Genomic DNA, 20,040 nt, shown 5'->3' with positions numbered 1-20,040 from the left:
ACTGAACCACTTCGTGACCGGTACAAAATACTGGATACCGGTTAAATCGTTAATATGAAGTAGAGGAGCAGATACGTCAGCGTCAGCCAGAATCCCATCCTTACCAGGTCGCGTTTCATCGTTGCGTTGGTTTACCCGGTCAAGACGGGTGTTTGTTTTCTTCTTCAAACCCGAGTGGTACGACCGAGGTTCGTACCCCGCCCGGCCGACATATGACCCTGGGCGGAGTATTGTAAGCAGTCAGTGATGTAATTTTGAACCATGACCCCTCCCCCAGTCTTTAAAAAGTACGTTTGTATTCACGGCCATTTCTACCAACCTCCCCGGGAAAATGCCTGGCTGGAAACCATTGAAATACAGGACAGTGCGGCTCCCTACCACGACTGGAACGAGCGCATCAACGAGGAATGCTACGCACCCAACGCCACGGCAAGGGTCCTGAACGACGATCAGCACATCCGGGAGATCTCCAACAACTACGCCCGCATCAGCTGGAACATGGGGCCCACCCTGCTGTCCTGGCTGGAGCAGCACGACCCGGCCACCTACCGCCGCATCCAGGAGGCCGACCTCCGCAGCCGGCGCAGCTTCGGAGGCCACGGCTCGGCCCTGGCCCAGAGCTACAACCACATCATCATGCCGCTGGCCAACGCCCGCGACCGGAAAACGCAGATCCGCTGGGGAATCGCCGATTTCGAGTACCGTTTCGGCCGTAAACCCGAGGGCATGTGGCTGGCCGAAACCGCCGTAAGCACCGAATGCCTGGAGGACTTGGTGGACTGTGGCATCACCTACACCGTACTGGCCCCCCGGCAGTGCCGGGCCGTGCGCCCCGCCGGCGGGACGGAGTGGGAAGAGGTGCAGGGCGGCGTGGATCCCCGGCGGCCCTACGCCTGTTTTCTGCCCAGCGGCCGATCCATCTCCCTGTTCTTCTACGACGGTGACGTGGCCAAGGCCGTAGCCTTTGAAGGACTGCTGAACGACGGTCGCTATCTGGCCGACAAGCTCATCAACAGCCTGGACCACAACGACGAGGTTCAGCTGGCCCACATCGCCACCGACGGGGAAAGCTACGGCCACCACCACGCCAAAGGGGAAATGGCCCTGGCCGCCTGTCTGGAAGAAATTCACCGTAATCCCCGGGTGCGCCTGACCAATTACGGACAATTCCTGGAACTCCACCCCCCCACCTGGGAGGCCCAGATCTACGAGAACAGCTCCTGGTCGTGCGTCCACGGCGTGGAACGCTGGCGCAGCGACTGCGGCTGTTCCACCGGCGGCGGTCCAGGCTGGCACCAGCGCTGGCGGGCGCCCCTGCGGGAGGCCCTGGATGAGGTGCGCGACCGCCTGGCGGAAGTCTTCGAGCGGGAGGGTGGCCGGTTGTTCACCGACTGCTGGCGGGCCCGTGATGCCTACATCGAGCTCGTGCTGGACCGCAGCGGCGGCCATACCGATGCCTTCCTGACCCACTGGGCGCGGGCCCGCGACATCACTCCCCGCCAAAAGGTGAGGATGCTGCGCCTGCTGGAAATGCAGCGCCACGCCATGCTGATGTACACCAGCTGTGCGTGGTTCTTCAACGAGGTCAGCGGGATTGAAACCCTGCAGGTGCTGCAGTACGCCAACCGCGCCCTCCACCTCTGCGAGGTACTCACCGGAAAGAACTACCACCCCGACTTCGTTGCCCGCCTGGAAAAGATCGAAAGCAACGTCCTGGAAAACGCCGCCGTCGCCTACCGCGAATCGGTGGTACCCGCCCGGGTGGGCCTCCTGCGGGTAGGCATGCACTTCGCGGCCGCCAGCCTCTTCGAGGAACGGCCCTCGGAACTCGAGCTGTTCAATTACCGCAGCCAGATCCACAGCCTGAAGCAACTGCGCGCCGGGGCCTTCCGGCTGTCGATCGGCCGGATGACCATCCTGTCCAACATTACCTCCAGCAGCTCGGACTTCAGCTTTGCCGTCCTCTACCTGGGGCAGCAGGCCATGATCGGCGAGATTTCCCAGGATATGGACCTGCGCGACTTCGACGCCCTCCTGCCCGAGCTCGAACGGCAGTTCCGCATCGGGCACGTAAGCGAGGTCATCAACCTCATGAAGGACCATTTCGTGGGGCAGAGCTTCTCCATCTGGCACCTTTTCCGCGACGAAAAGCGCAAGATCCTGATGGAGATGACGGACCGCACCCTGGAAATCGCCGCCTCCAGCTTCTCCGACGTCTACTACGACAATTACCAGCTGATGAGCACCATGCGGGCCAACGACCTGCCCCTGCCCGACAGTTACTTGGCCGCGGTAGACTTCACCATGCACCGCCGGCTGCTCGACCTGCTGACGGGCGACAGTCGTCCGGATCAACCCCGCCTGCAGCGCATCGTCAGCGACTACCGCCACTGGGACCACGAGTGGAAGAACACCGCCAAACTGGACAACGCCGCTGAACAGCGGGTGCTTCTGCTGGTGACCGAAGCCTTCAACAGCCCCCGCCTCTGGTTGTGGACCCGCCAATTGGTGGAGGGCCTGCGTACCCTGGGGCTCAGCCCCAACTTCTACCGGGCACAAACCATCTTCCTGGAAGGGTGGACGCCCGTCTACGTAAAGACCCTTACCCCCGAGCAACTGGAGGATGGCCTGGCCTTCGCCCGCCTGCTGGAACTCCAGATCGGATTCATGGAACACCAGTCGGTGCTGGTTGCCGTCTAGCGCCGGTCAATCGACGATGATGAAAATTGCCGTGCTGGCCCCCCTCGCCTTCCCCGTCCGCGAGCCCTTTGCGGGCGGACTGGAAAAGCACACCGCCGAGCTGGCGGCGGGGTTGGCCCAACGCGGTCATGCGGTTACCCTGCTGGCCCGCCCTGGTTCGGTAGCGGGGGAGGGGGTGTCCCTGCGACCCGTCACCGGCGGCTACCGTCAGGCGCTGGGTGAGCTGCGCCGGGGAGACTTCGACCTGGTACAGAACAACAGCCTCCACTTTCTTCCCCTGTTATTGGGTGCCTGGCTGAAGGTGCCACTGGTTACTACCCTGCACACGCCACCCTTCCGGGGCCTGCGGCTGGCCGCCCGACTTAGCCGGCGACGGTCCACCGTAAGCTTCGTGGCGATCAGTGAATACATCCGCAACGCGTGGCGGCCCTATGCCGGCGAGAGTGAGGTGATCTACAACGGGGTGTCCAGCGCGCACTGGCCCTTTTCCGCCCGGGGAGAACCCCAGCGGGCGGTCTGGGCCGGAAGGATCAGTCCCGAGAAAGGGCCGGAACTGGCCATCGCCGCCGCCGAGCGGGCGGGTTACGCCCTGGACCTCGCGGGGCCGGTATACGACCAGTCCTACTTCGACCGGGAAATCGCTCCGCGACTCAACGACCGGATTTGCTACCACGGTGCCCTCACCGGCCAGGCCCTCGCGCGCCTCATGGGGCGGGCCGCGGTCGGCCTGTTTACCTCGGTATGGGAGGAGCCGTTCGGACTCGTCATCCCGGAAATGCTGGCCTGCGGTACCCCGGTGGCGGGCTTTCGGAGTGGGGCGGCGCCGGAGTTGATCAACGAAAGGGTAGGGCAACTTGTAGAGAAAGGGAACGTACCTGCCCTGGTGGCCGCCCTGCCGCGGGTGGCGGGCCTGGACCGCCACGCATGCCGCGCCCACGCCGAGCGGTACTTCCGCCTGGAAGCCATGATTCTGGCCTACGAGGGATACTATCGCCGCATTCTGATGAACGTCTGACCGCCGGGCCGTTTCTTTAACCCTCCACACCTTTACCCCACGGGTCACCAACCCCCTAAATAACCCCCTGCATGCTCAACCTGACCAACGACCTTATCTTTTTCGACCTTGAAGCTACCGGGCTTAACCTGACCCGCGACCGCATCGTACAGATTGCCCTGATCAAGCTTTTCGCCGACGGACGGCCCACCGAGGAGCTGGAGATGAAGATCAATCCCACCGTACCCGTCAGCGCGGAAGCCACGGCCATCCACGGCCTGACCAATGCGGACCTGCAGGATGCCCCCACCTTTGCGGAAGTAGCGGACCGGCTGTACACCTTTATCGGAGACGCCGACCTGGGGGGCTACAATTCCAATCGCTACGACGTGCCCCTGCTGCAGGAGGAATTCTACCGGGCGGGGTACTTCCTCGACACCAGCAGCCGCCGCCTCATCGATGCCCAGCACATCTTCTACCAGATGGAGCCCCGTACCCTGGGCGCGGCCCTGAAGTTCTACGCGGGCAAGGAAATGACCGACGCCCACGATGCCCTGGCCGACGTACGGGCCACGGTGGAGGTATTCCGCGGTCAGCTGAAGCACTACGCCGGGGCCACCTACACCAGGGAGGACGGTACGGTGATCGAGCCCTTTACGGACATCGACGCCGTGGCGGAATTCTGCCGCGATGATCGCTTCCTGGACGCCACCCGCCGCATCAAGCGGGGACCGAACGGGGTGCCTACCTTCAACTTCGGCAAACACGCGGGCAAGCCCGTCGCGGAGGTCTTCGCGAAGGAGCCCAGCTACCTGAAGTGGATACTGGATAAAGACTTCACTACGGAAGTGAAAGCGCTGGTACAGGCCATCGACGAAGCCCGCCGCAAGGGGTAGGGGAGAACGCCAGCGTTGGTTATTCGTCCTTGTCGAAGCCGGAGCCGTGGCCGTAGCCTCCCTTGCTGCTGTCGACGTGCTTGAGGTCGTCGCCATCCTGGTCGTCAACGTCCTTTTTGGGGGTAGCCGTGGGGCTGTTCTTGTCCTTGTCGCCGTCTTCGGCGAGGATGGGCTGCTGTGACTTGGCGTCGAAGATCCGGTACCGGGTGGGTTTGTGGTTAAATCGCATGGTCAAAGGGTTTTTCTTACCTAGACCAACCTGAGGTTTTGGACCGAGGTTCACTGCGCTTGCCGGGCCCCTAGCACCCGCGGCCGCGCCCCCGAAAACGGAAACGCCAGTACGGTGGGGGGGCCGACCGTACTGGCGTGAAGGAAACGTGGGCCCAGTAGGATTTGAACCTACGACCAACGGATTATGAGTCCGCTGCTCTAACCACTGAGCTATGGGCCCGAAGGCGCGCAAAGATAGCACGCTAGCCGTACAGCTCCAAAATGACTTGCTCTTCCGGATAGCCGAGTTTCAGCAGCCGCGCGCGGGCTTCGTCGACCATCTGGCTCCAGCCGCAGAGGTAGAAGCGCAGGTCCGCGCGGGGGGTAGCGTAGTCGCGTTCGTACACCTGGTGGACGTAGCCGGGCAGCACCTCGAAGGGGGGCTCTTCGGCGGGTAGTTCCCGGCTGAGGGTGGCGGTGTAGGTGAAGTTGGGGTGGCGGCGCGCGAGTTCCTCCAGTTCCTCGCGGTAGAGCAGGTCCTCGGGGCGGCGGCAGCCGAAGATGAGGTGGAAGTGGCGGGTTTCCCGGCCGAGGCGCTCCTGCAGCATGGACCGGAAGGGGGCGATGCCCGTACCGGTGCACACCATCACCACGTCGAAGTCGAGGGGGCGGTCCGGCAGGGTGAAGACGCCGCCGGGCTCCTTGGTCAGCAGCTGGGTGCCCACGGTGGCTTCCTCGAAGAGGTAGGTACTTCCCCGGCCCCCGGGCAGGTGTACCACGCAGAGCTCGGCCTCGTTGCCGCCGTTCGGGGCCGAGGCGATGGAGTAGCTGCGCCAGCGCTCGCGGCGGCGTTCACTGATGGGCAGGTCGAGGGTGAGGAACTGTCCGGGCCGGAACTCCAGCCGCTCCCGGTCGGGCAGTTCCAGCCAGATGCTGCGCACCGTGGGGCTGCGCTGCTCGATCCGTTTGACGATTGCTTCCTTCCATTTGCTCATAGTACCATCTCGTTGTAGGGGATAACGGTGGGATAACCGCGGTCGTTGAAGTAGGCCCGGGTATTTTCCAGGGGTTGGTCGGTGATGGCCCAGACGAAGTCACCACCCCAGGCGCCGAGGCTTTTGACGGTACCGTCGAAGTCGGCGAAGTGGGTTTCCTGTACTGGTTTCAACCCTAGTTCCTCGGCAATTAGTCGTTCGTACGCCGTGGCGATGCGGGCGGCGGCGCGCAGGTGCGGGGCCTGGAGGAACATCCAGGACATCTGCCCGGCCTCCCAGATGGTTTCCGGGCTGATGTCGATGGACGCGTACCGCGCCAGGGCTTCCCGGCTGTTCTGTTTGCGGTTGCGGTAGACGAAGCAGGTAGTGGCCAGCCAGTCGGGGTTCCAGTCGATCTCCGATACCTTGGGCGTATTGCCGTTGCGGGTGTAGAGTATGGGGCCTTCCGCCCCGGCGCAGGCCAGGTCGTAACCGCTGCCGCCGAAGGTCTGCTCCAGGAGGTCGTAGGCGTTGACGTCGAGGAGTTCGGACAGGAACCACACCAGGGTGGAACTGCTGCCCAGTCCCCACTCGGGCGGGAAGTCGAGGGTGGTGGTGATGCGCTGGCCGTGCAATTGGCGGGTACACCCGGGGCGCAGGTTTTCGGCGACGTGGAAGAGCTGCCGGAGCCGCTGCCGTAGGGGATCGTCGTCGGCGGGTTCTTCCGCCTGCCAGTCGTCCGGGGAGAAGGTGAAGCGGCGGTGGGCCGAGGGGTCCCCGGCTACCGTCATGGTCCATTCCAGGGTGGAGCCTTCTCGCGCTGCCACGGAAAAGCGCTGCCCGCGGCGGGTGGGGACGGCCAGGGCGGTGGCGCCGTCGAGAACGAAGTATTCGCCCAGCAGCAGCAGCTTGCCGTGGCCGTAGAATTCAGTTTCCTTGTGCATGGGTGCAAAATGCGAAAAGGCCACGCTACCGAGGTAGCGTGGCCTTTGTCCAGTCGTACGATTCGGAACGAATTACTTTTCGTCGTCGTCGTTTTCGTTGTTGAGTTGCTCGCGCAGCTGCTCGAAAGCCGACAGGTCGCCCAGGGTCGAACGCTCATTGCTGGCGTTGGTCTGCTTGACGGCCTTGCGGGTGGTTTCCCGCTCCTCGCGGCGCTCGCGGACAACGGTGTCCTTGGCTTCGCGGCGGATGTCGTTGACGTAGCGGCTGTGGCTGACCATCAGCTTCTTCTGGTCGCGGTCGAACTCGATGACCTTTACGGTCAGGGTTTCGTCCACTTCAGCGATGCTGCCGTCTTCCTTGCGCATGAGCTTGATCGGAGCGTAGGCTTCCAGGCCGTAGGGCATCTGTACGATGGCGCCGCGGTCGTCCTTGCGGAGTACGGTGGCCTCGTGGTAGCTGCCTTCGGGGAATACCGACTCGAAGCTGTCCCAGGGGTTCTCCTCGAGCTGCTTGTGACCGAGCGACATCTTGCGGTTGTGCTCGTCTACTTCCAGCACGACTACGTCGATGTCCTCACCAACCTTGGTGAACTCGCTCGGGTGGCCGAAGCGCTTGGTCCACGACAGGTCGCTGATGTGGATCATGCCGCCGATGCCGTCGTTGAGTTCGACGAAAACACCGTAGGGGGTAAGGTTCTTGACCTTGCCGGTGTGGCGGGTACCCACGCTGAAGTTCTCGTAGATGTTGTCCCAGGGGTCCTGCTGCATCTGCTTGATGGACAGCGACATCTTGCGGTCGTCGCGGTCGATGGTGACCACCTTGGCGTTGCGGGTTTCACCGACGGTGAAGTACTCGCGGGCGTTGATGGGCTGGTTGCTCCAGCTCACTTCGCTTACGTGTACCAGACCTTCTACGCCCGGCATGATCTCGAGGAATGCACCGTAGTCTTCGATGTTGACTACGCGGCCTTCGACGGTGCTGCCTTCGGTGATGCTGTCGTCCAGTACCTCCCAGGGGTGGGGCTGCAGTTGCTTGAGGCCGAGGCTGATCCGCTTCTTGTTCTCGTCGAAGTCGAGTACGGCAACGTTGACCTTCTGGTTGAGCTCCAGCACGTCGCTGGGGTGGTTGATGCGTCCCCAGCTGATGTCGGTGATGTAGAGGAGGCCGTCGACGCCACCCAGGTCGAGGAAGGCCCCGAAGTCGGTGATGTTCTTGACGATACCTTCCAGTACCTGACCGCGCTCGAGGCTGGCGATGATGGCTTCGCGCTGCTCGGCCAGGTCGCTCTCGATGAGGGCCTTGTGGGAAACAACGGCGTTCTTGATGGTCTCGTTGATCTTGACCACCTTGAATTCCATGGTCTTGCCAACGTAGGCATCGTAGTCGACGATCGGCTTGATGTCGATCTGCGAGCCGGGCAGGAAGGTCTCCAGTCCGCCGCAGTCGGCGATGAGGCCGCCCTTGGTCTTGCTGATGACCTTACCGTTGATGACGGTGCCGTTGGCGTAGGAGTCGCGGATGCGGTCCCAGGCGCGCAGCAGCTTGGCCTTGCGGCGGCTGAGTACGAGCTGGCCGCGGTCGTCTTCCTGCTGCTCAACGTAGACCTCGACGGTGGAGCCCACCTCGATGTCCTGGTCGCGGAATTCCGAAAGGGGCAGCAGACCGTCGCTCTTGTAGTTCAGGTCCAGGATGACGTCGCCGTCGATGATGGCCGACACCTTGGCCGACATGATCTCGGCTTCCTGGATGTTGGTCATCGAGGCTTCGTACTCCTTCTCCATGGCCTCGCGCTCCTCCTGGGAGTAGCGGTTGTCGATCTTGGCGATGGCGTCCCAGGCGAAAGCGTCGTGGGCGGTACCGGTGGCACCGCTGGTGTCGGCTTCGTCGATCTCGACGGCCTCTTCCTTCACTTCCTCGGTGAGGGCTACGGAAACGCGGGTGGATTCCTTGCGGATCACCTTGGCGCTGCGACTGTTGTCCTCGTCCTCATCGTCGTCGTCCAGGCTGTCCTCGGCGTCGTCGGTAGCCTGGGCTACGTCTTCGTCGGTGGCTTCGGGACCGGGCTTTACCTTCGACTGGGTCTCGGTAATGGCCGGCGTCACCTCCTCGGTATCGGGAGTAGCTTGTGCTTCAATGGATTCGTTTGCCTCCGGCGTAAGCTTGTCGGTGGAGGTCTCTTCGGTCCCGTCTTTTTGCGGGTCCTTATCATCGTCTACTTGCATGACGTGATAGGTTTAAAAAAGTTATACAGTTGGGCCGCTTCGGGGGCGACTTTTCCCCACCCAATGCCAGGGTATGGCTTAGGAGGCGCAAAGATACGGAAAAATCGCCTTAACCAAGGCTACAGTCGGAGGAAAGTTTGTACGCTTTGGCGGTCCCCCTGGATGATCCTCAGGCGGTAGACCCCGGCCGGTAACTCGCTCACCCGCAGCCGGGTACGGAAGGGGCCGGCTTCCTTCTCGTAGGTCACCGTCCGCAGCACTCGGCCGGCGGCGTCGTACACCTTCCCGTGGAGGGGCCCGGCGTAGTCGCTGTTCAATTCTAGGGTGAGCTCATCGAGGACGGGGTTGGGGTAGAGGTCTAACCCCGGCGGCTGGGTTTCCGTGGCAGACGGTAGCCGGAGCGTAGAAGCTTTAAGCGGCGCCAGTTGAGCTGGGGCAGCACAGGCCGGAAACGGATATTGCCAGTCATTGGGTACTTCGGGGTCGAAGGATAAAAACAGGCGGTCAATGGCCGTTTCCGATTCTCGATTGGCGATGTGAATGGTATGCGTACCAACGTCGAGAGGAAAGAAAAGGTCTCCGCCGTCGTCATTGACCTTGCGCCACTGAAAGCCGTCGGTACGGAGCTGCGCGCCACCAATCTCTTCCCACATCTTAATCCATTTGCCATCGTCGACCTGCACCCAAACAGAGTTTCTGCCGTTGTCGCGGGCGTTGAGCCGCAGGAAGAGGTGGTAGATGCCTTGCGACGTAATCTCTACCTCATATTGCAGCTGCTGTCCCGGAACACCGGTGGTCGGAATGCTCATTTGACGTTCTCCGATAAATTGAACGTACTGTCCGGAGCCTGCATCCTGGTCTGAGAAAACGGTCCAGCCGCCGGTGGATTTGCCAATGCCACACTCGGCTTCCCACCCAACGTGCGTAGGTCCACAAGGAATTGTGCTGGGGGGCGGACCGCTGGGTAGGCGGTTCGATGAACTGACCATAATCCCGTCCAAAACCGTACCGCGCTCACGGTAGGCGATTTCGATGGTATTGGTGCCAATCAATGATTCCTCCAGGGATTCAGGCAGACGCTGCCACTGGAAGCCGGGCTGGTCGGTTCTGATCGAGGTCCAGGCATACCATTTGCCACCATTGTAGCGCACCCAAAAGGAATTTTGACGCTGATTGTCCGCTCGGATGCGCCCATGCAGGAACAACAGCTGATTGGCCGATCCCGCATCCAACTCCATTTCAAAGCGGATCACGTTTTCGGCTGGAAAGTTAATGGGTCGCTCCGGGGAGATGGCATCCAAACTCGTTGCTGCCTGGGTATAATTACTGGCAGACGGATCTCGCGTCATCGTCCACGCGCTGCCCACAACGGCACATTCCGCCTCGAGCCAGCGGTTCACCGGAGTAGGCGGCACCAATTCACAGTCGATTGCTTCCGTACCCAGCCCGGAGATTGGAGCAGCAATGTCGCCGATATAGATTTTATCCAATCCGGTCCCATCTTCCCGATAGGCAAAATCGACGGTGTTATCGCCCTCATGTAGTAGGATCCCTTCGCCAGGGAATAGGTTCCACTGAAAGCCGGCACCACGTTTGATGCCGGACCTCCAGGCGTACCAGTCGCCGTCATTAACGCGTACGTAATAGGAATCGTCCAGGTTACTCGGGGCGTTGATCAGGGCCTGTAGTTGATAGGTTCCAGCTGCGGCCTGAGGGACGGTGAATCGAACGTAGTTCCGAGGATCATCTTCCGGCGGTCCATCATAGGCGTTCCCGTCGTTTACCACCAGGTAGCCACCGCGGGAAGCCAACGGGTTGCCGCGAAGCTTCCACCGCCCGCCGTAATCGGCGCATTCGGCTTCCAGCCAAAATCCGGAGGCATCCGGGCACGTCAGATCAATGACACGGTGGGGGTATAGATAGTCGGGATTAAAGAAACTGGGATAACCGGTGTCCGGACTCAGGACTAAGTAATCGACCTGCAACTCCGGACTACAGTAAGCCAGGTGGATGGTATTGTCACCTTCTTCCAGGTCAAATCCAAATTGGTTGAAGTAAGATGCTTCCTCAATGATCGTCCATTTGACCCAACCCGTTTCGTTGATGTTTACCCATACGCAATTGCCCTCGGTATTGGGAAGGGTGAACACGCCTCCCAAATAATACCGGGAAACGTATTCGTCAATATCCGCCGCAGGTACGTCGCGAATGACGTAGCGCAGTTGATGCTCAGGCAAATCGTCGGGTGGGCTCTCCGTTGAGGCCGCCGTCCCGCCAATTGCCGCCGGGCCGTACTCACTTGCGGGTTCGGCGGACAGGCGCCAGTAGTCACCCGCCTGTGCACAACTGCTCCCCAGCCGATAATAGGGCCGGGTGCTGGTGTACAGGTCGCCGGGAAAAATCCGCCAGAGGCTGGTGTCGCGACCGGACGCGCCGTACCAATCGTACACCGTAACGGCTACTTCCTGATCTTGAGGGTTGTCAAACGCAAATCTGAAATACGGTTCAGCCGGATCATAATCTCCGAAACCAGCGGAAGTGAAATTGTAGCTCACAATAAAACCGTCGGGATCGTACGAGTCGCTCGCACTGGTGACAAAAGAAGGATACGGTTCCTTGGTCATGTTTTCCTCGCCCGGATCCAGGATCGCCACCGGTGGAATGTTGACAAAATCAGGGCAGTTCGATCCCGACAGCCGGGCATCGAAGGGCAGGGGGAGATATTGTCGGGAGGTTATACCGGGATCTTCCAGGTATACCTCATCGAGTTGCTGGTCGGGGTGGGTGAAGGCGATATCGAGCGATTTCAGCGTGTCACCGTTCAACCCCAGACCGGCCTCTGCGGCGTCGTTATACACCCATTTCCATCCTGCGGCATCGGCAGTCGTGGAGTACTCAGCAGGAAAAGTGCGCAATTGCCAAGGGCCACCATTGGCGCGCAGCCAAAGCATGGCGGGACCGGTTTCACCCTTGCGGATCCGAAAATAGGGGAGGTAGTCTTCCGGGGGGTATCTGCTGGGGTAAGGGCTGAAGTGCAGGCGCACGTAATGCGCGGCCGCTTCCCGCGGAGCGTCGGTGGGGAACACGGTTGTGGAAGCTGCCAGGTATTGGCCGCTGGAAGCGGTTGTGTCGTCCACAATATTGAGCGCACTGCCGACCTGTTCGCATTCGGGTTCGTAAAGGAAACGGCGGGTCACAAAGTCAGGGACAGGTTCCGGTGCGATGCCGGACTGGGCGGCCAGGGCGGTGGAACAAAGCATGAGGAAGAATAAGCCGCGGCCATAACCGGCACGTCGGCACCATCGAGTGAAGCGGTGTTGCATAGTGGCGTTTATGAGGTTTATGAGGGTCCCCCCAAAAAGGTATCCCACCTTTGGGTAAATAGTCGCTCCAGATGGGCGACGCCCTTCACTGGTATGCCTGAATTATTGGCTCTCACGCACCTGAATCGACCTTCCCCGACAGGGACTGATAAGTAATAGGTTGCGATCCGATAGACAGCCGGCCCGGGTCTGCACTCCAGGGTTTAGCCCCGGAATAAGTGTAGTGGCGGTGCCTTACCGCCGACACTGGGGCTCTTCCGGGATACGCGTTTATGGTCCGGACGAAAGCTACAGCCGGAGGAAAGTTTGTACGCTCTGGCGGTCCCCCTGGATGATCCTCAGGCGGTAGACCCCGGCCGGTAACTCGCTCACCCGCAGCAGGGTACGGAAGGGGCCGGCTTCCTTCTCGTAGGTCACCGTCCGCAGCACCCGGCCGGCGGCGTCGTACACCTTCCCGTGGAGAGGCCCGGCGTAGTCGCCGTTCAATTCAAGGGTGAGCTCATCGAGGACGGGGTTGGGGTAGAGACTCATTTCCATTCCGGAGGCCACCGCCGTCGGAGCCGGAGAAACGGAGGCTTCGGCTGCGACTTCGGATCCCGCGGCCCCGCAGGCGTATCCCGGAGCCAGCAGGGCAGAGGGGGGGGCGTCCAGCGAGGTAACGTAGATCCCGTCCAACCACGTCCCGTTCTCGCGGTAGGCGAACTCGATGGTGTGGCGCACGCCGGGAGTGGCCGGCAACGTCAGGGGCAGTCGGTTCCACTGGAAAACTCCGGGACCGTGTTTCAGGGAATTCCAGGCGTACCACTGCCCTCCGTTCAGCCGCACCCAGAAGGAATCATCGTCGGGGGCGGCGGCGGCGATGCGCCCGTAGAGGAACAGCTGTTGTTCCTGCCCGTAGTCCGGAACGTCAAGGTGGAAGGTGATCAGGTTTTCCGGCAGAGACGGGGGGGGGACTTTCAGGGAGTTGCCGGTCAGGGCCACGAGGTAGGCCCCGTTGCTGGCGTCACTATCCTGTCGGATCGTCCAGGCCCCGCCGTGGGGGGCGCACTCCGCCTCCAGCCACTCGACCACCGGCTGCATGACGGGGGCCGGGCAGTCCGAAGCCTCCCCTCCGGTTCCGCTGAGGAGCGCCGCGGTGGGGCCCAGGTAGATCTTGTCCAGTTCGGTGCCATCCTCCCGGTAGGCGAAGTCGATGGTGTTGGCCCCCTCCTCCAGGGTGACCCCGCCCCCGGGCAACAGGTTCCACTGAAAGCCGCCCTTCCGACGGATGCCCGATTTCCAGGCGTACCAGGGCCCTTCGTTTACCCGCACGTAGTAGGAGTCGTCCAGGCTGCTGGGGGCGTTGATGCGGGCCTGCAGGTAGTAGGTGCCGGCGGCGGCGTGCTCGACCGGGAACCGCACGTAGTTGGCCGGATCATCGGCCGGCGGGGAAGAGTAGGCGTTCGGGCCGTCGACAACGAGGTAGCCGCCGCGGGAGGCACCGGTGGCGTTGCGCAGTTGCCACCGCTCTCCGTAGTCGGCACATTCGGCTTCCAGCCAGAATTCTGAGGCGAGGGGTTCGTCGCAGGTGACGTCTCGAATCCAGGTGGCGTCGCCCAATCCTTCGTAGATGGTGTAGGGGTGGGATATTCCAATTTCGGGGCTGAAGTTCAGATATTCCAATCCCAGGTTAGCACTGCAATAGGCCAGCTCAACTACATTATCCCCGGGCTGCATGGGAATATTGGCATAAATGGACACCGCATCTATCACTTCCCATCTATGCCATCCCGTCCCGTTGAAGTTTACCCAAAGGCAGTTCCACTCTGGCTGCGGTTGGGTGAACACCCCCATCATATGGTACCTGGAGCCGTACGCATCGTAGTCCTCCGGTACATCGGGGATTACAAAGCGCAATTTGTTCTCCGGGATATCTTCCGCTACCTGGTTAGCGGAGGGTTCCGCCGGTGCAACGGCGATCAGGTCACCTGGTCTTCGTGGATGATCGGTCAACGTCCAGTTACTGCCCACCTCTGCGCATTCCACATCAACGCGGTAATACGGTCCGTTACCCATCCCATTATCCCGGTGGATGAGGTTATACAGGGTAGAATCTAATGCACTGGCACCGTAAAAATCGTAGACCGTTACGGTAATCAGGGTAATTCCATCGGGGAAATACAAAAGTATATCCGGTTGGGAAGGGTCAAGGTTTCCCCAATCCCATTCGCCGGAAGTGGTGGTGAAATCGTAATTAACGACTACCCCATCCGGGTCGTATGATTCTGCGGCGCTGAGGTACAACGGACCAGAGCGCGGAGTGACGATTGTCTCAAATCCCGGCTCCAATATCGCCACCGGGGGAAGGTTGGTAAAATCCGGACAGTTGGTGCCCGGCAGGTCGTACGCAAAGGGGCGCAGCGTCGAGTAGTGATAATCAGAAAAATTTACCGATTCCAGGTACACCTGGTCGAGTTGCTGGTCGGCGCGGGTGAAGGCCACGTCCAGTGTCAGCAGGGTATCGCCCTGCAGTCCGAGGATGTTTTCTTCGTCGTGCACGAGCACGTCGGGTACCCAGGTCCACCCCCCGTCGGCGGTCCGGGCGTAGGCGGTGGTGTAGGTGCGCAGCGTCCAGTCGCCACCGTTGGTCCGCAGCCACAGGGACACTGGGCCGGGCTCGGTCTGCCGCAGCCGGAAGTAGGGTTCGTAATCGTATTCCCCGGCGGCATCGGCCTGGGGATCGAAGTGGAGGCGAACGTAACCTGCCGGGTCGTCACCGGGCGCGCCGTCGGGGAATACCGCCCCGTTGGGGGCCAGGTATTCGTCGCTGGTGGCGGTGGTGTCTTCCCCTTTCCGCAATCCGCTGCCGACGGCCTCACATTCGGGTTCGTAGAGGTACCGCTGATAAAAGGCCTCGGGAACCCGCCCGTATTGAGCGACGAGATTTGCGGCAAACAACAGGGTGCACAGGGCCATGGCCCCGGCCGGCGCGTAGCGCGCGGGGAAGTAGCGTAGCGTCATGGAATAAGCGATTGTCAGTTCATAGTGTAAACCTCATTTAAATTAAATTCCATTTCGCTGATAATCAATACGCAAGAAGTCCCCGGGGCGCGGACGCAGGTGCCGTGGATCGTCGGAATCCAGCAAATGTTGAATCTCCCGGATTTCGGCTCGGGGAATATTCTGGAAAAAAATATGGGGAATTACGCAGCGCCAGGGAGGCGGGGGAGCGAAAACAAAGCGGCCCGACACCCAGACGAACGTCAGGTGCCGGGCCGGCGATGAGGTTGGGAGCGGATTCGAACCGCCGTACAAGGTTTTGCAGACCTTTGCCTAGCCACTCGGCCACCCAACCGGATAGGCCGCAAAAGTAAACGGGCGCCCGGGGAGCGCCAAACTTTGCGACCGGTTTCTTTCAGTAAAGTAAGTGCACAACGCCGGATCGGCTTACTAAGTTTTCGCCGCCGGAAGTAAAGGTGACCAGGTAGACGTAGCTGCCGGCCGGCGCGGAGCGCCCGGCCAGGGTACCGTCCCACCCTGCCAGTGGGTCTTCGGTGGTGAACAGCTGTCCGCCCCAGCGGTCATACACGCTGAAGCGGTAACCGCTGAGGTCCGCCGGATTGGTAAAGATGGGCCGGAATACCCGATTCACTTCCCGGTCGGCCACGGGGCTGAAGGCATTGGGCAGGTAAACCTCGGTGGGGCGGGCCACGCAGACGGGGTTGGAGAGGAAGGTGTATTCTTCCGACTGTCCTTCGGGCCGAAAACTGGCCTCCACCCGATAGCAGGGCGGGGTGCCGGTCGGCGGTGCATCGTCGAGGTAATCCAGGGCGGTCAATCCGGTGGCCAGGGGGGTGAGGGTACTGTCCGCCGCCAACCGGTAGACGGTGTAGGTGGTGGTACCGGCCAGGCCGTTCTCCAGGGTGCTCCAGCTCAAGGATGCCGCCCCGGTACCGAGGGAGAGGGCGGTGAGGATGACCGGGCTTGCGTAGTTGCTGGTTCCCGACCGGCCGCAATCATCGGTCAGAACAAAGCGGAAGGAATCCCGGGCCACGGCCGGCAGGGGAGCAGCAGTGATGAATTCTCCTCCGGTGAGCAGGTCCAAGGCTACATCGAGATAGCGGCCCGGCCCCGAGGGGCCCGTCTGCTGCAGTTCCGTGGCGTAGGTAGCCGGTAGAGGATCGGGGTAGGCGTAGGCAAACCGGAGGCGACCGTCGAGGCCAACCTCTACGCCGTAAAGGGGGAAGTCGCGTACCGGTTGCGAGATGTCGATAAGCTGGCAATAGGTGGTGGTCCGCTGGCGCGCGTCGAGCCCCGCAAAGTCGATCTCCACGTAGAAGCACAGGCTGTCGCCGTCGTTGGCCCCGGAGTAGGTCAACAGCGGTACCCCGGTAGCCGGAAGTTTGGTGGCGGAGGCGTAGCCGCCGCCGTTCACCGAAACGAATAATTCCAGGCTGTCGGCGCCGGTGAGCAGGAAGGTTGAATCGGGCACGTTGCCCGCGGAATCCCGACCCACCACGGGGAAGAAGGTGATGTCGGAATCACACCCCAAGCCCCCGGAGCCCCCCAGGCCCAGCGGGGAGCGGATGGCGCTTTGCGGACTGTCGTTGCCGCAGGCATCCAGGGCGGCCACCCGGTAGCGGCGGTCGAGCAGGCCATCCGGTGAAAGTCCCGTAACCCGGTAGGAGGTGACCTGCCCCACGGTATCCACGGGGAAAACGCCGCTGTCGGTGACCTCCAGGATGACGTAGCGGTTGACTTCCGGGGAAGGGGAGGCCGTCCAGTAGATTACCGGGTCACCGTCGACTACGCTGACGAAGTGAATGGCCGGGGTAACGGGGATGAAGCTGTCGAGGGTGTCGCTGTTCATGACCGTCGCACCGGGACAGTCGTAGTCGTAGTTCAGATAGTAGAAAAGCTGGAGCCCCGCCGGGTTCTCGTCGCGGTATTCCGTGGCCGCCGGGTCGGTCAGGGTAGCCAGCAGGGCATAGGGGCCGTCGGCGGATTCCGCACGGTAGATCCGGGTGCCGCGGTAGCTGCCGCAATCGTTGGCTACGTTCTCCCAGGTCAGGATCTCACCTCCGGCTTCGGAGCGGGTACAGCGGAAGTCCGGTGCCGCCACCTGGGCGGCCAGGTCGCCCAGTATGAGGGTCAGGAGTAATATGAGCAAAGGGCGCAAGGGCGGGAGCATGTGTTGGTTCGCAGTACCCGCTATAACGCCCGAGTCCCCCAGGTGTTATGACAAATCGGGGCCGATCACCCGCCTACGTCGGCGTCGGGGCCTTCCAGAACGGGCAGCAGTTCAATGGGCGTCTGGAAGCGCTCCTCCAGGGTGCGGCGGATGCGTTCGCGGCGGTATTCGCTGCGGCGGAAGTCGTCCTTGACGGCCGACTTGTCGGTTTCCACCACGTAGCTTTCCAGGGGCCCACGGATGGTGTAGTACAGGTTGAACAGTCCGTTGCGGGCCGGCAGTACCTCCAGGTCGTCGTCGTGGCGGCTGATCTTGTTGGCGATCACCTGTCCGGCGTTCACCTTGATGTAGTATTCCAGCTGCTGGTCGAAGGTGTGGCTCCCGCTCAGCGTCAGGTTGATGGCGCTGCTCTGGATCAGCATGGCCGGCAGGTAGACCGTGCGGTCGGCGATCTCGATGAAGTTGGCGAGGCGGGTGAAGCGTACCCGTTCCAGGTCGCCGGACTTGAGGGCGAAAGCGAAGTTTTCCAGCATCTCGAAGTCCCGGAGTTCCCCGTCGAGGATCTCCAGTCCGGCCAGGGCGGCGAGGCGGTTGTAGTCGATCTCGCCCGCGTCGTCGTAGTAGAGGTCCAGCAGGATGCGGGCGTTCATGCGGCCCGAGATGTGGTCGGCGGTGAGGAATTCCTGTCCGAAATTCTCGTTCTGGGCGAAGAAGGTTTCCGCGTCGACCGCCCGGGCGGTGATGCGGGCCTGGGTGCGGGTGAGCAACCCGAAGTCGGTGGTGGCGTCGATGCGGAATTCCCCGTCCATGGCGTCGGTCAGTCCCCGCACCGCTACCTGCCCGGAGGAAAAGAGCAGCTGGCCGCGGAAGTTTTCCCCCTCCAGCTCATCCCAGCGCCAGTCTTCGATGGTGGCTTCAAAGCGGCCGTTCAGGAATTCGGTGATGCGGTTGCGCCTTTCCCTGGCCCGCTGCCCCAGGCTGTCGAGGGTGGTGGGCGCGGCAGTTTCCGCTTCCTCTTCGTCGGGCCCCGACAGGGCCAGCAATTCCCCGACGTCGAAGTGGTCGCTGGTCAGCGTAGCCTCGAAGACCAGGGCCGCGTCGCGGGAATTGAGGCTGTCGGCGAAAAGTACCGGCACAAGGTTGGTGGCCCGGCCGCTGAAGCGCAGGCTGGTTTCCCCCGTTTCCACTTCCAGATCGGTGACCGTCAGGGCGTTGTCGTCGAGCTGGAGGGTGCCAGTGGGTAGGGACAATTCCCGGCCGTTCACCAGCAGTTCCGCGTCGTCGAAGGTCAGGGTGCCCCCCGTCGATACCCGACCCATATTGCGGGGCTCGATCATGTCGGCGTAGCGGCCGCTGAGGGTGACCCGTTCGAGCCGCAGCACTCCCTCACCTTCGGCTACCATACCCCCGTCGAAGAGGGCGGGCAGGGCCGCCATGGGGAAGCTGCCGTCGGCGCGGAAGGTAATGCGCGGGTCGGCCAGGTCTTCCATGAGCAGGGAGACATCGAAGGGCTCCCCGTCGATGGAACCTGACAGCTGCTCGATGGAGAAGGTCTGCACGCCGCCGCCCCGGGGCGTATCCACGTAGGCGAAGCGCGCTTCCAGTTCCAGGTTGCGGGCGTCGAGGTCCAGTCGCGGGTATTCGATCCGGCCGTCGGACAGTGCCATCAGGCCGTCGAAGCGGGGGAACACCCGGCGCGTCCAGGGACCCTGCACGGTGGCGGAAAGGGTCAGGTCGCCGCGGGTTTCCCAGTCGGCCAGGGGGGCAGCGGCGGTGGGGGGCAGCAGGGCCAGCACGTCGGCCAGTTCCCCACGGCTGCTGCTCAGCCGCAGGTCGGTGGTGATGCCATCGGCGGTGGGGGTCAGGGTACCGGTGGCTTCCACCGTGAGCTCACCGGCGTGGAGCAGCAGGGGGGCGAAGGTATAGGTGCCGGCCGCGTGGTCGATGGTGGTGTTGGCCTCGAGTTCAAGCTGCTTGCGGTCGAGGTAGCGGTAGCCCTCCTGGTCGAGGTAGGCAATGTCCAGTTCGGCTTCGGTGGCCAGGGTGTAGCGCTCGGCGGCGAAATCCCCGCTAAAAGTAGCTTCCCGGGCGGTGAGCAGGGCGTCGGTGCGCAGCTGGGCGTCCTGGTAGACGAGGACGACGTTGCGGAGCCGCGCCTCGTCGATGGCGAACTCGACGGGCTCGGCACCCGCGTCCGCGCCCTGGTCGCCCACGGAAGTATAGCCGGTCAGCTGGTAGTTGGTGTTGCCGTCCACGTCGGTGAACAGCTGCAGCTTCCCTTCCTCCACCACGATGCCCTTGATGCGGATCTTGCCGAAGAGGCTGCCGAGGTCGAGGCGGCAGGCCATGCGCCGGGCTTCCAGCAGTTGGCTGCCGTCGCTGCCGGCCACGGTGACGCCGCGCAGGTCGACGGCCAGGTGGGGAAACGACCGCAGCAGGCTCAAGTCATAATCCTGGATGACGATCTCGGTCTGCAGGCGGTCGTTGAGGGCACTGACCACCTGCCGGGCGATGGAGCCGCCGAATAGCTGGACGGCGAGCAGGGGCAGCAGCACGACCAGCAAGAGGAGAAAGATCGAGTTGCGTAAGAAGCGCATAGCGGTTAA

General features: G+C 62.2%; 11 protein-coding genes and 2 tRNA genes. 3 read left to right on the top strand and 10 right to left on the bottom strand.

What is annotated here, in order from left to right:
* The first annotated feature begins 261 nt into the window (after nucleotides 1–261).
* From CGL56_RS07460 to CGL56_RS07450, 3 genes are all read left to right on the top strand, one after another.
* Nucleotides 262–2,700 carry a DUF3536 domain-containing protein gene (locus tag CGL56_RS07460; protein WP_099105898.1) on the top strand — a complete coding sequence of 813 codons (2,439 nt, stop codon included), beginning with the start codon at nucleotides 262–264 and terminating at the stop codon, nucleotides 2,698–2,700.
* A gap of 19 nt (nucleotides 2,701–2,719) precedes the next feature.
* Nucleotides 2,720–3,715 (top strand): glycosyltransferase, encoded by a 996-nt coding sequence (locus CGL56_RS07455; RefSeq protein WP_222837663.1) that lies wholly within the window; start codon nucleotides 2,720–2,722, stop codon nucleotides 3,713–3,715.
* A gap of 71 nt (nucleotides 3,716–3,786) precedes the next feature.
* The gene (locus tag CGL56_RS07450; protein WP_099105896.1) at nucleotides 3,787–4,590 is read left to right on the top strand and encodes a 3'-5' exonuclease; all 804 of its coding nucleotides are present in this window, start codon (nucleotides 3,787–3,789) and stop codon (nucleotides 4,588–4,590) included.
* 19 nt (nucleotides 4,591–4,609) lie between these two features.
* Here CGL56_RS07450 and CGL56_RS07445 read toward each other — a convergent pair whose 3' ends face one another.
* The 10 genes from CGL56_RS07445 to CGL56_RS07400 all read right to left on the bottom strand — a co-directional run bounded on the left by CGL56_RS07445 (nucleotide 4,610) and on the right by CGL56_RS07400 (nucleotide 20,031).
* Complete coding sequence (locus CGL56_RS07445) at nucleotides 4,610–4,819, bottom strand: hypothetical protein (RefSeq protein ID WP_099105895.1); 210 nt, start codon at nucleotides 4,817–4,819, stop codon at nucleotides 4,610–4,612.
* A 149-nt stretch (nucleotides 4,820–4,968) separates the two neighbouring features.
* Nucleotides 4,969–5,041, bottom strand: a tRNA-Ile gene (locus tag CGL56_RS07440).
* A 22-nt stretch (nucleotides 5,042–5,063) separates the two neighbouring features.
* Nucleotides 5,064–5,795, bottom strand: coding sequence for a ferredoxin--NADP reductase (locus CGL56_RS18570; RefSeq protein ID WP_099105894.1), 732 nt, complete (start codon nucleotides 5,793–5,795; stop codon nucleotides 5,064–5,066).
* Complete coding sequence (locus CGL56_RS07430) at nucleotides 5,792–6,718, bottom strand: GYDIA family GHMP kinase (protein ID WP_099105893.1); 927 nt, start codon at nucleotides 6,716–6,718, stop codon at nucleotides 5,792–5,794. The genes CGL56_RS18570 and CGL56_RS07430 overlap by 4 nt, the downstream gene beginning before the upstream one ends.
* 72 nt (nucleotides 6,719–6,790) lie before the next feature.
* The gene (gene rpsA / locus CGL56_RS07425; protein WP_099105892.1) at nucleotides 6,791–8,941 is read right to left on the bottom strand and encodes a 30S ribosomal protein S1; all 2,151 of its coding nucleotides are present in this window, start codon (nucleotides 8,939–8,941) and stop codon (nucleotides 6,791–6,793) included.
* Nucleotides 8,942–9,060: 119 nt separating this feature from the next.
* Entirely contained in the window at nucleotides 9,061–12,201 is a 3,141-nt protein-coding gene (locus CGL56_RS07420) for a T9SS type A sorting domain-containing protein (RefSeq protein ID WP_167641603.1), read from the bottom strand.
* Nucleotides 12,202–12,552: 351 nt separating this feature from the next.
* Complete coding sequence (locus CGL56_RS07415; RefSeq protein ID WP_099105890.1) at nucleotides 12,553–15,264, bottom strand: T9SS type A sorting domain-containing protein; 2,712 nt, start codon at nucleotides 15,262–15,264, stop codon at nucleotides 12,553–12,555.
* Nucleotides 15,265–15,527: 263 nt separating this feature from the next.
* A tRNA-Cys gene (locus CGL56_RS07410) sits at nucleotides 15,528–15,598 on the bottom strand.
* Nucleotides 15,599–15,658: 60 nt separating this feature from the next.
* The gene (locus tag CGL56_RS07405) at nucleotides 15,659–17,413 is read right to left on the bottom strand and encodes a T9SS type B sorting domain-containing protein (RefSeq protein WP_167641604.1); all 1,755 of its coding nucleotides are present in this window, start codon (nucleotides 17,411–17,413) and stop codon (nucleotides 15,659–15,661) included.
* Nucleotides 17,414–17,499: 86 nt separating this feature from the next.
* A complete protein-coding gene (locus tag CGL56_RS07400) occupies nucleotides 17,500–20,031 on the bottom strand; it encodes an AsmA-like C-terminal region-containing protein (protein WP_099105888.1) in 2,532 nt (843 codons plus the stop codon).
* Nucleotides 20,032–20,040: the final 9 nt, after the last annotated feature.

It is taken from the genome of Neolewinella marina, assembly GCF_002631205.1.
In the GTDB taxonomy this organism is placed as follows: Bacteria; Bacteroidota; Bacteroidia; order Chitinophagales; family Saprospiraceae; genus Neolewinella; species Neolewinella marina.
This window is presented reverse-complemented; position numbering and strand designations above follow the sequence as displayed.